Genomic DNA, 12,792 nt, shown 5'->3' with positions numbered 1-12,792 from the left:
GCGGCCGGACACAAGGCCGTCGACAAAACTGAAGAAACCGAGGAGGAGTGAGATGAAATCGACGCTACTGGCAGGCGCCCTGCTTGCCTTCGCTGCTGCAACCAGCGCCCACGCGCAGGCGATCAAGCTCGCCGACGTCGCCGAGCTGTCGGGCGGCGGCGCCACCGTCGGCACCAACTGGAAGAACGGCATCGACCTCGCGATCGAGGAAATCAACGCCAGGGGCGGCGTGCTCGGCCGCAAGCTCGAAGTCACCCATGCCGACACGCAATCCAATCCCGGTGTAGCCCGCGCGCAGGTGCAGAAGGCGCTCGACGCCGAGCCTTACGTGTTGCTCGGACCCGGCTATTCCGGCTCGGTCAAGGTCACCGCGCCGCTCGCGGCCGAAGCCGGCATCGCGCAGATCATGGGCGGCGAAGCCGCCGAGCTGACGCAAGCTGGAAACAAGTTTCTGTTCCGCACCTCGTTCGGCCAGCAGTCCTCGATGCCGAAGGTCGCAAAATACATCCACGACGACATGAAGGCGAAATCGGTCGCGGTGGTCTGGGTCAACAATGATTTCGGCCGCGGCGGACGCGACGTCGTCGTCAAGGAGCTCGACCGCCTCGGCTCCAAGGTGGTCGCCGACCTCTCGACCGAAGCAGGCCAGGCCGATTTCGCCGCCGACGTCGGCAAGATCAAGGCTGCCAACCCCGACGCCGTGTTCGTCTATCTCAACGAGGAAGAGAGCGCCCGCATCCTGAAAGAGCTGAAGCGCCAGGGCGTGACCGCGCCGCTGATGGGCGAGACCACGCTGATCGGCCAGAAGGTGATCGAACTCGCGGGCGATGCCGCCAACGGCGCGCGCGGCCATGTCGGCCTCACTACCGACGCGCCGGTCGACCTGATCAAGGCGTTCCGCGACAAATTTGCGAAAAAGTACAACTACGTGCCCGACCACAACGGGTTGAAGGGCTATCTCGCCGTCTACATGGTGAAAGCCACCACCGAGAAGATGGGCAAGGTCGATTCCAAGGCGTTCGCCGACACGCTGCACGGCCTGACGATCAAGGCCACTGAGGAGCCGGGCATTTTGATGGATGTCACCTTCAGCGACACCGGCGACATCGACCGCCAGAGTTTTCTGGTGGAAGTCGTCGAAGGCAAGCAGGTCGTGAAGCAGGTGCTGCCGAAGGAGAAGTGAGGCTTTCGCCTCTCCCCGCCGCTCTTCCCCCTCTCCCCGCCCTTCGCGGGGAGAGGGAGAAGAAGAACGGGGAGAGGGAGACGAAAGAGCGGGACGAGAGACACGAGAAGGGAAAATGTCCAATCTGTTCGACCTTCTGGTCGCGGGACTTGCCACTGGCGCGATCTACGCGCTGGTTGCGGTCGGCTTCACGCTGTTGTGGCAGACCTCGCAGACCATTAATTTCGCACAAGGCGAATTCGTGATGCTGCCGGCGTTTTTGATGCTCGCGGCGATGCATGCCGGCGCGCCGTTCTGGCTCGCGATCATCCTGGGCATCCTGCTCTCGATGATGCTGCTCGGGCTGGCTTTCAAGATGCTGCTGGTCGATCCGATGATGCGGCACGGCGTGCTGCCGCTCGCGATCGCCACCATGGCGCTGGCGATCGGCATCAAGGAGGCCGTCAAACAGTTCTTCAGCGCCGAGGCTTCGCCCTTCCCCTCGATCGTGCCGACCGGTGACATCTCCATTCTCGGTCACGCGGTTTCGCTGCAAAGCATCGGCGTTCTCATCCTCGCCGTTCTGGCTGTCTTCGGCCTGACTGCGCTTCTCAACCGCACTTCGCTCGGCCACCAGATGCAGGCGGCGGCGCAGAACCCGACGGTGGCGCGCATCATCGGCGTGCCCGTCGAGCGGATGATCCTGCTGACCTTCCTGATCAACGCCCTTCTGGTGGCGCTGGCCTCGCTGCTGATCACGCCGATCTATCTGGCAAAATTCTCGAGCGGCGAGGTGCTGGGCCAAGCGGCCTTCATCGCGGCGATCGTCGGCGGCTTCAACCAGGTGCGCGGCGCCATTGCAGGCGGCCTGTTGATCGGCGTGCTCGACAATCTCGCGGCCGCTTACGTCTCCACGCAATATCGCGCGGCCGTGCCGCTGATCTTCCTGATCCTCGTTATCCTGTTCCGACCACAAGGATTGCTCGGTCGCGCCGAGGAGCGCACGGTATGACCGGATTTGCCAAACCGTTGAAGATCGTGCTCGGCCTCGTCGTCATCGTCGGCCTGATCATCGTCCCCATGAACTTCAACCGCTACGGCCTGTTCATCCTGAGCCAGTGGGCGGTGATGACGATCGCCGCGATGGGGCTCAACCTCACGCTCGGCTATGCCGGTCAGGTCTCGCTGGCGCAGGGCGCGTTCGTCGGCATCGGCGCCTATGCGGCGGCGATCATGACCACGCATGGCTGGCCCCTACCGGCGGCGATCGTGGTCGCGATTATCTTGAGCTTCGCGGTCGGCTGGGTGCTCGGCTACCCCGCGTTGCGGGTGCAGCACCATTACCTTGCCTTCGTCACGCTCGCCTTCTCGACGCTGGCTTTCCTGGTGTTCCGCAACGAGAGCTGGCTCACAGGCGGCATCTACGGCATCTCCAACATTCCGCGCCCCCACATCTTCGGGATCGCGACCAACAAGCCGCTGCCATTCTATTACGTTTGCCTCGGCGCGCTCGCGGTCGTATCGGTGGCGGTGTGGTGGCTGATCCGCTCGCCCTGGGGCCGCGCCTTCATGGCGCTGCGCGAGAATCCGCTGCGCGCGCAGTCGCTCGGCGTCGACACACGACGCTACACGCTGATAGCGTTCGCGATCGGCTCGGCGCTCGGCGGCGTCGCCGGCGCGCTCTATGCGCCGCTGACGCAGTATATCGATCCCGTGCCGTTCAACCTGTCGCTCTCGCTCGACCTGTTGATGATGGTGATCGTCGGTGGCGCCGGTTTCTTCCTCGGTCCGTTCCTTGGCGCGATGATTGCGGTGCTCTTGCCGGAATGGCTGCGCTTCACTGAAGGCTATTATCTGATGCTCTACGCGATCGCGGTGATGGGGCTCCTGATCTGGTCGCCGACCGGCATTTTGGGAATCCTCGACCGCCATCTCGCCGAGCGCCGCACCAAGGCAGCCTCCGCGCTGCGCGCCGTCGCAAAGTCCCGGCTGGAGACGGTGCAATGAGTGCGGTGCTCGAAGTCACGGACATCAAGAAGAGCTTTGGCGGCATCACCGCTGTCGACGGCGTCTCCTTCGACGTCCGCGAGGGCGAGATCCTCGGCCTGATCGGACCGAACGGCTGCGGCAAGTCTACTTTGTTCAACTGCATCCTCGGCCAGCTCACGCTGACCGGCGGCGAGGTCAAGCTCGACGGCAAGGTCGTCACGGGTCTGCGCCCCGCCGAACTCAACAAGCTCGGGGTCAGCCGCACCTTCCAGCTCTTGCAGGTGTTTCCAAAACTCTCGGTGCGCGAGAACCTGATCCTCGCCGGCCAGGAGCATCAGGGCAACATGGCCTCGCGCCTGGTCGGCCGCTCCGATGCCGGACTAACGGAGGTGGCCAATCAGATGATCGGCTTCTTCAAGCTCGACCATCTCGCCGCCGAGCCGGCCGGCGGGCTCTCGTATGGCCAGCAAAAGCTGCTCGATGCCGCCATGGCCTTCATGGGCGGACCGCGCCTGGTGCTGCTCGACGAGCCCGCCGGCGGCGTCAATCCGTCGATGCTGACGGATCTGAAGGAGCGGCTGGTCGCGATCAACCGCGAGAAGAACGCCACCTTCGTCGTGATCGAGCACAACATGGAATTTGTGATGTCGCTGTGCTCGCGCGTGATGGTGATGGCGGAAGGCAAGGTGCTGGCGATGGGGCCGCCCGACGAGGTCCGCAAGAATCCCGCCGTGATCGAAGCCTATCTCGGACATTAGGGAGAGCGGACCATGAGCGACACGATCCTCTCGGTTCACAATCTCGTCGGCGGCTACGGCAAGATGACGATTCTGAATGGGACGACATTCGCCGTGTCGCAGGCCACGATCACCACCATCATCGGCCCCAACGGCGCCGGCAAGTCGACCGTGTTCAAGGCGATCTTCGGCCTGCTGAGGCTGCGCGAGGGTAAGATCACCTTTGCAGATCGCGATGTCACGAATTTGAGCCAGCGCGCACTGCTCAATGCCGGCATCTGCTACGTGCCGCAGGGCCGCAACATCTTTCCCGAGCTCTCGGTCCGCCACAATATCGAGCTTGGCGGCGTCGCCGCCGGGAAGGGCATCGACCTGCCGGCCCGAATCGAAGCCGCGCTCGACCTGTTTCCGGCACTTCGCCGCAAGTCGACGCAGCAGGTCTCCACGCTCTCCGGCGGTGAGCAGAAGCAGCTCGAGATCGCGCGTTCGCTGCTGCTGGAACCCAAACTGGTGCTGATCGACGAGCCCTCGATCGGCCTGTCGCCGCTGATGGTGCAGCAGACGTTCAACATCCTCAAATCCCTGCGCGACCGCGGCGTCACCATCCTGATGATCGAGCAGAACGCGCGTTCGGCGCTGGAGATCTCGGACTTCGGCATCGTGCTCGAGCTCGGCCAGACCCGCATGATCGACAAGGCGGAACGAATTTTGAATGATCCGCGCATCGGGCAATTGTTCCTGGGTGGCGCCATGGAGGAGAGCACGGCATGAACAAGCGCTCGATCGCCACCGTTTCCCTTTCAGGCGCGCTGGACGAAAAGCTTCGCGCCATCGCAGCAGCCGGCTTCGAGGCCGTCGAGATCTTCGAGAACGACCTGCTCTCATTCGGTGCAGGCCCGCGCGACATCGCAAAGCTCTGCCGCGATCTCAATCTCGAGATATGCGCGTTCCAGCCGTTCCGCGATTTCGAGGGCATGCCGGAGCCGCAGCGTGCGCGCAATTTTGCCCGCGCCGAGCGGAAGTTCGACCTCATGCAGGAGCTCGGGACCGAGCTGCTGCTGATCTGCTCCAACGTCTCCCCTAGCTCGCTCGGCGGCATCGACCGCGCGGCGGACGATTTTCGCGACCTCGGCGATTGCGCGGCCAAGCGCGGCTTGCGCGTCGGTTACGAGGCGCTGGCGTGGGGACGGCATGTCAACGACTACCGCGACGCCTGGGAGATCGTGCGGCGCGCCGACCATCCCGCGATCGGCGTCATCCTCGACAGCTTTCACGCGCTCGCCCCTGGCTTTCCGGTCCGCGCGATGGCCTCGATCCCCGGCAACAAAATCTTTCTGGTGCAGCTTGCCGACGCGCCTAAGCTCGAGCTCGACATCCTGTCGTGGAGCCGGCATTTCCGCTCCTTCCCCGGCCAGGGCGATCTGCCGGTCGGCGAATTCATGCAGGCGATCGCGGCGACCGGCTATAGCGGGCCACTGTCGCTGGAGATCTTCAACGACCAGTTCCGTGCCGGCTCGGCTTTGCAGACCGCGGTCGACGGCCTGCGCTCGCTGATCCTGTTGCAGGACCAGCTCGCACCTGATTGGCCGAAGCTCATCGGCGAGCCCCTGGCGCCGAAGGCGAAAAGCCAAGGCACCGGGTTCGTCGAGTTTGCGGTCAACGAGACCAAGGCGGGCGAACTCGCGCAGCTGCTTTCACAGCTCGGCTTCCGCAAGACCGGCAAGCATCGCAGCAAGGCGGTGGAGCGCTGGTCGCAGGGCAAGGTCGAGCTCGTGATCAATTGCGAGACCGACGGCTTTGCACATTCGCATTACGTCACGCATGGCCCCGGCGTCTGCGCGATCGCGCTCGATGTCGACAATGCCGGCCTCGCCATGCAGCGGGCGGAGACACTGAAGGCGCGCACCTTTTACCAGCCGGTTGGACCGGGCGAGCTGGAGATTCCCGCGATCCACGGCGTCGGTGGCAGCTTGCTGTATTTCCTCGACCAGGCCGGCAAGAACTGGGACACGGACTTCGAGCAAGTTGCGAGCGAGACAAGCGTGGACGCGCTGCTCGCGGTCGATCACATCGCGCAGTCGATGCCCTATGACGAGATGCTGTCCTGGCTGTTGTTCTACACCGGCATCCTCGACCTGACGCGGCTGCCGCAGATGGAGATTGCCGACCCCAGAGGCCTCGTGCAAAGCCAGGCCGTCATCAACGGCGACCAGAGCCTGCGCTTCGTGCTCAACGGCTCCTCCGCCAACCGTACGCTGCCGGCCCGCTTCATCTCGGAGTTCTTTGGCTCGGGCGTGCAGCATGTCGCGTTCTCGTGCCGCGACATTTTTGCGACGGTCGCCGCGATGCGCGCACGCGGCGCGGACTTCCTGGATATTCCAGACAATTATTACGACGATATCGAAGCCAAGTACGACCTTGCGCCCGAACTGATGGCGCAGCTCCGCGCCAACCACATCCTCTACGACCGCGAGGGCGACGGCGAGTTCTTCCAGGTCTATACGCACATCTTCGACGAGAGGTTCTTCTTCGAGATCGTCGAGCGGAAGAGCTATCAGGGTTTTGGCGCGGCCAATGCCGGGATCAGGCTGGCGGCGCAGGCGCGTGAGGTAAGGCCTGTGAGCATGCCAAGGGTGTGATGCGCTCTTCCCCTCTCCCCCTTGTGGGAGAGGGTGGCTCGCCGCGAAGCGGGTGAGGGGTTCTCTCCGTGCATTCGATAGAGGCTACTTTGGAGAAACAAACCCCTCATCCGGCGCTTCGCGCCACCTTCTCCCACAAGGGGAGAAGGAAGCGCACCGTGGTCGTGGCTAGCTCAGCTCACTTCATCGCGCACTTGTCGTGAAAACGATCCTGGTCGTTCTCGACGATGGTGGCGACCGTTTTCAGCGCGAGCTGGCCTTCGCCGTCCTTGACGACGTCCTGGAGATAGAAGCTCTGCACCGGGATGTGGTTGTTGCCGTACTTGAAGGCGCCGCGCAGCGACTTGAAGTTGGCCTTTTCCATCTCGGCCTTCATCGCGTCCTTCTTGCTGGTATCGCCCTTCACCGCGACCACGGCGCTGTTGATGAGCTGGGCCGCGTCATAGGCTTGCGCGCCGTAATAGGTCGGGCGGAGCCCGGTGTACTTCTTGCGGTAGTCGGCAACGAAGCGCTTGTTCTGCTCGTTGGGGAGGTCGTTCACCCATTCCTGCGCGCCGGGGACGCCGAGCGCGTTCTCCTTCTGGAGCGGCAGCGACAGCTCATCGACGGTGAAGGCGGTGTAGAGCGGCATCGTGCTCTTCAGGCCGGCCTGTGCATATTGATTGAGGAACTGCACGCCGGCCGCACCGGGATAGAACACGAAGATCGACTCCGCGCCGGAGGCGCGCGCCTTGGAGAGCTCGGCGGAGAAGTCGAGCTGGCTCGGCCAGACCGTATATTCCTCGCCCTTGATCTCGCCCTTGAACGTGCTCTTGACGCCCGCGAGCATGTCCTTGCCGGCCGCGTAGTTGGGCCCGATCAGGAACACGCTCTTGACGCCCTTCTGGTTCATGTAGAGGCCCATCGCGGCCGGCGTCTGGTCGTTCTGCCAGGAGGTCGAGAAGACGTAGGGCGAACACAGCTCACCTGCGACCTGCGACGGGCCGGCATTGGCCGAGATCATGAAGGTCTGCGAGTCGACTGCGGTCTTCAGCGAGGCCAGGAAAACGTTCGACCAGATATAGCCGACGATGAAATCGACCTTGTCGGACTGCACCAGCTTCTCGGTCTTCTGCTTGCCGACGTCGGGCTTCTGCCCATCGTCCTCGTAGATCACCTCGACCGGCTTGCCGTCCATCTTGCGGCCGAGATGATCGAGCGCGAGCTCGAACGAGTTGCGCATGTCGTTGCCGATCACGGCAGTCGGGCCGCTGAAGGTCGAGACGAAGCCGATCTTGATGGTGTCGCCGGCCAATGCCGGGCTTGCCAGCACCAGCGCCGCTGCGCCCGCCAGCCAGAATGCCATCCTCATAACCACTCCCCTCCTGATTTATTGACCCCGGAAACGGGGTGATCGCCGCCCCGGGTCGTCTCTATTGAACGCAAAATCTGTCGAGCCGCCAATGGCTCAGCGCCTGCCCCTGCACCATATTTCGCCCCAATCGGGAATGGCAAGAAATATAATTCTACTCACTTCGGCCAAGACCAGTCCAAGACTGCGGCGCTTTCTCGCGGGATGCCGGTACGCCCGGCCTATTCCGCGATTGATGACGGCTATTGGACCGCGGCGCCCAATCCGCACTTAAATGAAGGAATACAGAGCAGCGAGATTCGAGGGCACATCATGACCACGACACCCCACCGCGTCGTCATCGTCGGCGCCGGCTTCGGCGGGCTGGAGGCGACCCACCGGCTCGCAGGCAGCCCGGTGGCGATCACGCTGATCGACCGCCGCAACCACCATCTGTTTCAGCCGCTGCTCTATCAAGTGGCGACCGCCTCGCTTGCGACCAGCGAGATCGCCTGGCCGGTCCGCCATCTCATGCGCGACCGGCGCGAGGTGACGACGCTGTTTGCCACCGTGAACGGCGTCGATGCAGCAAGGCGCTGCGTGCTGCTCGATGACGGCAGCGAGGTGCCGTACGACACGCTGGTGCTCGCCACCGGCGCGCGGCATGCCTATTTCGGCCATGACGAATGGGAGCAGTTCGCGCCGGGCCTGAAGACGCTGGAGGACGCGACCACCTTGCGCCGACACATCCTGGTGGCGTTCGAGCGCGCCGAGCGCGAGACCGATCCGGCACGGCGCGCCGCACGGATGACGTTCGTCATCGTCGGCGCCGGACCGACCGGCGTCGAGCTTGCCGGCACCATCGCGGAGATGGCGCATGACACCCTGCCGCTGGACTTCCGCAACATCGACACGACCAAGGCCCGCGTCGTGCTGATCGAGGCGGGGCCGCGCGTGCTCGCAGGCTTCGCCGACGATCTCTCGGCCTATGCGCAGGCCTCGCTTGAGAAGATCGGCGTCGAGGTCGTGCTGGGCCAGGCTGTCACCGAGATCGACCGCGACGGCGTGGTCTATGGCGGACAGCGGCTGAACGCGAAAACCATGATCTGGGCCGCCGGCGTGCGCGCCTCGCCCGCCGCCGAGTGGCTCGGCGCGCCGGCCGATCGCGCCGGGCGCGTGCAAGTGGAGGCCGACCTCACGATCCCCGACCATCCCGAGATCTTTGCGATCGGCGACACCGTTTTGATCAACGCCTGGGACGGCAAGCCGGTGCCCGGCATCGCCCCTGCCGCCAAGCAGCAGGGCCACCATGTCGCCGAGACCATCAAGGCGCGCCTGCGCGGTGAGAAGGCGGGGGCGTTCCGCTACAAGCACGCCGGCAGCCTCGCGCAGATCGGCAAGCGACTCGCGGTGATCGACTTCGGCCGCATCAAGCTGCGCGGCACGATCGCATGGTGGATCTGGGGCATCGCCCACATCTACTTCCTGATCGGGCTTCGCCACCGCCTCAGCGTTGCGCTTAGCTGGCTCTGGATCTACGCCCGCGACCAGCGCGCCGCGCGGTTGATTACGCAGGGGAGCAGCAAGGTGGTGGGGTAGGCCTCTTGTCCCGGACGCGGCGCGGCATGAAATGACGCGACGCAGAGCCGGGACCCAGAATTGTGGGCCCCGGCTCTGCAGCGCAGCGCTTCGCGCCGCGCTTCGTCCGGGGCACGGGACTGCTTACTTCACCAACTCACACCCGCCCTCCGCCATCGGCCGGAACGCCTGATCGGCCGGAATCGTCGAAACCAGCTTGTAATAGTCATACGGATATTTCGACTCCTCCGGCTTCTTCACCTCGAACAGATACATCGGATGCACGACGCGGCCGTCCTGGCGGATCGCGGTGTCGCCGAACAGCTTGTCTTTCCCCTTGAACTTCTTCATCTCGGGCACGGCATCCTTGGCATTGTCGCTGCCGGTGGCAGCGACCGCGTTGAGATAGACGAGCGTGGAGGCATAGACGCCCGCCTGGTTGCCGCTCGGCATTTTGCCGTTCATGCCGGGCCGTGCTGCGAAGCGTTTTGCAAAGGCGCGGGTGTCGTCATTCATGTCCCAGTAAAACGCTTCCATGAGCTGGAGGCCCTGCTGGATGCCGAACTCGGCGGCCTGCTTCACCGCGTTGATGGTGTCACCGCCGGCATTGGCGAGCCCAATCACCTGCGCCTTCGAGCCTTGCGCCTGCAACAGGAAGGAGGCGAAATCGGACGTGCCGAGCGGATGCTTCGAGGAGCCGATCACCTTGCCGCCGTGACCTTCGATATACTTCTGTGCCTCCGCCTCGATGCCCTTGCCGAGCGCGTAGTCGACCGTGAGGAGGTACCAGTCCTTACCGCCGCGCGACATCATCGCCGCCGCCGTGGTGTTGCCGGTCGCCCAGGCATCGTTGACCCATTGAATGGTGTTGGGCGAGCACGCCTTGCCGGTAAGATCGGAGCTGGCAGTTGATGATGCCAGGAACGTCATGCGGCTGTCGCGCAGCAGCGTGTTGATGGAGAGGCCGACCGCCGAGTTCGGCACGTCGACGATGGCATCGACGCCTTCGACATCGAGCCATTTGCGCGCGATGGCGTTGCCGACATCGGCCTTGTTCTGGTGATCGGCATAGACGATCTCGACCTTGATGTTCTTACCGCCGCCGTTGAAGTCTTCGGCCGCCATGCGCGCAGCCTCGACCGAGCCCATGCCGTTGGTATCCTGGAAGATGCCGGAGATGTCGTTGAGCACGCCGACACGCACGACATTGTCGGATATTTCAGCACTCGCCGCGCCGCTCACGAGGCTTGCAGCCAGCGCGAGTGTCCACTTCAGATGTTTCATGATTTCCCCCTTATGCCGGTGTAATTGCGACCGGCAGGCTATCGAGCCCGCGCAGCGTGTTGTTGAAGCGGCGGCGCGGTTCGCCCGTGATCTCGATCTTCGCGACACGACGCGCCAACGCCGTGAGCATCGTCTCGCCTTCAAGTCGCGCCACGAGTTGACCGACGCACATATGGATACCCGAGCCATAGCCGACATGACCGGAGGTGCGGCGGGTGATGTCGTAACTGTCCGGCTTGTCCCAGCGCCGCGGATCGCGATTGGCTGCGGCGAGGAACATCAGGACCTTCTCGCCTTCGCCGATGGTCGCGCCCGACAGCTCGACGTCGCGCGTCGTGGTGCGGAAGAAGGTCTGCACCGGGCTTTCGAAGCGCACCGCTTCCTCGAAAGCGTTGCGCGCCAGCGTGAGGTCGTTGTGCAGCCGCTGCCACTGCTCCGGGAATCGCGCGAGGCAATAGACCGCCGCACCGATGCCGTTGACGGTGGTGTCGAGGCCGGCCGACAGCAGCGAGCGCACCAGCAACGGCGCCTCTGCCGCCGTGATCTTGCCTTCGTCGACCTGGGCATGGATGCAGGCTCCGATGCCGCCGGGCGCGAGATTGTCGCGCTGGCACTGCTCGGTGACATAGGCCTGGTGCGGCGCCGAGCGCGCGATCGCTTCCTGGCGGAGCTCATTGGGCGGCCCGAAGGCGTTGAACACCAGGCTCGCATAGGGAATGAGATGCTCGCGGCCTTCCGGCTTCAGCCCCAGGGCATCCGGAAAGATCGAGAGCGGATAGGCCTCGGCGAGGTCGGGAATCGCATCGAAGCTGCGCTTTTCGAGCAGCACATCGACCCGCTCCTCGGCCGCCGCGGCAAAACGGTCGCGGAGCTGCTTCATCACGGTCGGCGACAGCACTTTTGACAGCACGGCGCGGGTGCGGCTGTGCTCGGGGGGATCGGCCTCCAAGATCAGGCTCGGCGGCCGCCACGGCGTCTCTTTCTTGAAATCGCTGAGCCCGACGCCGCGGCTGGAGCAGAACGTCGCGGGATCGTTCAGCACGGCATGGACCTCGGCGTGGCGCGCCACGCCATAGAGCTTCCATTTGTCGAGATAGACGACCGGCCCGGCCTCCCGCAGCAGCTCGTGCGTGGGATAGGGGTCGGCAAAGAAATTCATGTGGAAGGGATCGACGTCGAGATGCGGAACGGCCGACGTACCGCTGGTGACAGGGGAGCGGGATGCAGTCATTGAAGTCCTCCCTCACTTTGATCTTGTGGAAGGGCAGCCCATGCCCTTAGGTCTTCGGGCACCCTGAAAGTCAAAAGCCAAACATGCCGCCGTCCTCGACCAGATCCCGCCAAAAACCCGCGACCGCCGAAATGGGGCCGACGCTCGACCTCGATCGCTACGTCCCGGCCTTCATCACCTTCATCGCCAACAAGCTCTCGAACAGCGCGACCGCGTTCTATCAGCGGCAGTTCGGCGTCAACGTCACGGAATGGCGGATCATGTCGCTGCTGGCGATCGAGCCCGGCATTCCGGCCTCGCGCATCTGCCACGTCATCGGTTTTGACAAGGGGCCTGTGAGCCGCACGCTCGCGGGACTGGAGAAGCGCGGGCTGGTCTCGATCCGTACCGACCCGAACGACGGCCGCACCCATTCGATCTCGCTGACCGCAAGGGGCCGCGCCATCCATGACAAGGTGATCGTCGCCGCCTTTGAGCGCGAGCGGCGGCTGCTGTCTTGTCTGAGCAAGGACGAGCGCGAGGTACTGATTGATCTGTTGCGCCGGCTGCACGAGAATCTCGGCGCGGTGACGGGCGGCACCGACGTCTGACACGCGGCGCCGCGGACGCGCGGCATTGCCGTTCTCAGGCATGCGCCAGCGCGTACCGGCGACAGCATTCCTGCCGAGCATATTTCCTCCGAGATCGAGCGCAGCGGTTTACCCGCCATCATCCTTGTTTGGAACGGTTCGCATAAATTAGTTGCTTAAGCAACAAAAGAATCAAGCTGGACAATGCGGCAGGTTGGCTGGCTTATCTTTGCGAACCTTCCCGCCCACACCCATCCTGACAGACGTCCAAGA

General features: G+C 64.0%; 11 protein-coding genes. 8 read left to right on the top strand and 3 right to left on the bottom strand.

Annotated features, from left to right (window positions below; translation table 11 throughout):
- Positions 1-52: 52 nt before the first annotated feature.
- From ABIB73_RS21370 to ABIB73_RS21345, 6 genes are all read left to right on the top strand, one after another.
- On the top strand, positions 53-1,183 hold the full coding sequence (locus tag ABIB73_RS21370; protein ID WP_354227042.1) for an ABC transporter substrate-binding protein: 1,131 nt from the start codon (positions 53-55) through the stop codon (positions 1,181-1,183).
- Positions 1,184-1,298: 115 nt separating this feature from the next.
- Positions 1,299-2,174, top strand: a complete 876-nt coding sequence (locus ABIB73_RS21365; protein WP_354227040.1) for a branched-chain amino acid ABC transporter permease — start codon at positions 1,299-1,301, stop codon at positions 2,172-2,174.
- Positions 2,171-3,169 carry a branched-chain amino acid ABC transporter permease gene (locus ABIB73_RS21360; RefSeq protein WP_354227038.1) on the top strand — a complete coding sequence of 333 codons (999 nt, stop codon included), beginning with the start codon at positions 2,171-2,173 and terminating at the stop codon, positions 3,167-3,169. The genes ABIB73_RS21365 and ABIB73_RS21360 overlap by 4 nt, the downstream gene beginning before the upstream one ends.
- On the top strand, positions 3,166-3,909 hold the full coding sequence (locus ABIB73_RS21355) for an ABC transporter ATP-binding protein (RefSeq protein ID WP_354227036.1): 744 nt from the start codon (positions 3,166-3,168) through the stop codon (positions 3,907-3,909). The genes ABIB73_RS21360 and ABIB73_RS21355 overlap by 4 nt, the downstream gene beginning before the upstream one ends.
- Before the next feature lie 12 nt (positions 3,910-3,921).
- Positions 3,922-4,659 (top strand): ABC transporter ATP-binding protein, encoded by a 738-nt coding sequence (locus ABIB73_RS21350; protein WP_354227034.1) that lies wholly within the window; start codon positions 3,922-3,924, stop codon positions 4,657-4,659.
- Positions 4,656-6,527: a bifunctional sugar phosphate isomerase/epimerase/4-hydroxyphenylpyruvate dioxygenase family protein gene (locus ABIB73_RS21345; protein ID WP_354227032.1), complete on the top strand. Its 1,872-nt coding sequence runs from the start codon at positions 4,656-4,658 to the stop codon at positions 6,525-6,527. Before ABIB73_RS21350 ends, ABIB73_RS21345 begins: the two co-directional genes overlap by 4 nt.
- A gap of 178 nt (positions 6,528-6,705) precedes the next feature.
- Here the strand turns inward: ABIB73_RS21345 and ABIB73_RS21340 are convergent, their stop codons facing one another.
- On the bottom strand, positions 6,706-7,878 hold the full coding sequence (locus tag ABIB73_RS21340; RefSeq protein ID WP_354227031.1) for an ABC transporter substrate-binding protein: 1,173 nt from the start codon (positions 7,876-7,878) through the stop codon (positions 6,706-6,708).
- A gap of 312 nt (positions 7,879-8,190) precedes the next feature.
- Here ABIB73_RS21340 and ABIB73_RS21335 point away from each other — a divergent pair, with 312 nt between their 5' ends.
- A complete protein-coding gene (locus ABIB73_RS21335; protein ID WP_354227029.1) occupies positions 8,191-9,456 on the top strand; it encodes an NAD(P)/FAD-dependent oxidoreductase in 1,266 nt (421 codons plus the stop codon).
- 123 nt (positions 9,457-9,579) lie between these two features.
- On the opposite strand, the gene ABIB73_RS21330 is transcribed toward ABIB73_RS21335, so the two are convergent.
- Together ABIB73_RS21330 and ABIB73_RS21325 are read right to left on the bottom strand one after the other, a co-directional pair.
- On the bottom strand, positions 9,580-10,719 hold the full coding sequence (locus tag ABIB73_RS21330; protein ID WP_354227027.1) for an ABC transporter substrate-binding protein: 1,140 nt from the start codon (positions 10,717-10,719) through the stop codon (positions 9,580-9,582).
- 10 nt (positions 10,720-10,729) lie between these two features.
- Complete coding sequence (locus tag ABIB73_RS21325; protein WP_354227025.1) at positions 10,730-11,950, bottom strand: cytochrome P450; 1,221 nt, start codon at positions 11,948-11,950, stop codon at positions 10,730-10,732.
- An 83-nt stretch (positions 11,951-12,033) separates the two neighbouring features.
- On the opposite strand from ABIB73_RS21325, the gene ABIB73_RS21320 reads away from it, so the two are divergent.
- Positions 12,034-12,540, top strand: coding sequence for a MarR family winged helix-turn-helix transcriptional regulator (locus ABIB73_RS21320; RefSeq protein ID WP_354227023.1), 507 nt, complete (start codon positions 12,034-12,036; stop codon positions 12,538-12,540).
- The last annotated feature ends 252 nt before the right edge of the window (positions 12,541-12,792 follow it).

It is taken from the genome of Bradyrhizobium sp. F1.4.3 (assembly GCF_040548375.1).
Lineage (GTDB): Bacteria > Pseudomonadota > Alphaproteobacteria > Rhizobiales > Xanthobacteraceae > Bradyrhizobium.
This window is presented reverse-complemented; position numbering and strand designations above follow the sequence as displayed.

What these genes read in the sequence shown, in the direction of transcription:
- ABIB73_RS21370 (WP_354227042.1), top strand. Translation starts at nt 53, where the DNA reads ATGAAATCGACGCTACTGGCAGGCGCCCTGCTTGCCTTCGCTGCTGCA.
- ABIB73_RS21365 (WP_354227040.1), top strand. Translation starts at nt 1,299, where the DNA reads ATGTCCAATCTGTTCGACCTTCTGGTCGCGGGACTTGCCACTGGCGCG.
- ABIB73_RS21360 (WP_354227038.1), top strand. Translation starts at nt 2,171, where the DNA reads ATGACCGGATTTGCCAAACCGTTGAAGATCGTGCTCGGCCTCGTCGTC.
- ABIB73_RS21355 (WP_354227036.1), top strand. Translation starts at nt 3,166, where the DNA reads ATGAGTGCGGTGCTCGAAGTCACGGACATCAAGAAGAGCTTTGGCGGC.
- ABIB73_RS21350 (WP_354227034.1), top strand. Translation starts at nt 3,922, where the DNA reads ATGAGCGACACGATCCTCTCGGTTCACAATCTCGTCGGCGGCTACGGC.
- ABIB73_RS21345 (WP_354227032.1), top strand. Translation starts at nt 4,656, where the DNA reads ATGAACAAGCGCTCGATCGCCACCGTTTCCCTTTCAGGCGCGCTGGAC.
- ABIB73_RS21340 (WP_354227031.1), bottom strand. Translation starts at nt 7,878, where the DNA reads ATGAGGATGGCATTCTGGCTGGCGGGCGCAGCGGCGCTGGTGCTGGCA.
- ABIB73_RS21335 (WP_354227029.1), top strand. Translation starts at nt 8,191, where the DNA reads ATGACCACGACACCCCACCGCGTCGTCATCGTCGGCGCCGGCTTCGGC.
- ABIB73_RS21330 (WP_354227027.1), bottom strand. Translation starts at nt 10,719, where the DNA reads ATGAAACATCTGAAGTGGACACTCGCGCTGGCTGCAAGCCTCGTGAGC.
- ABIB73_RS21325 (WP_354227025.1), bottom strand. Translation starts at nt 11,950, where the DNA reads ATGACTGCATCCCGCTCCCCTGTCACCAGCGGTACGTCGGCCGTTCCG.
- ABIB73_RS21320 (WP_354227023.1), top strand. Translation starts at nt 12,034, where the DNA reads ATGCCGCCGTCCTCGACCAGATCCCGCCAAAAACCCGCGACCGCCGAA.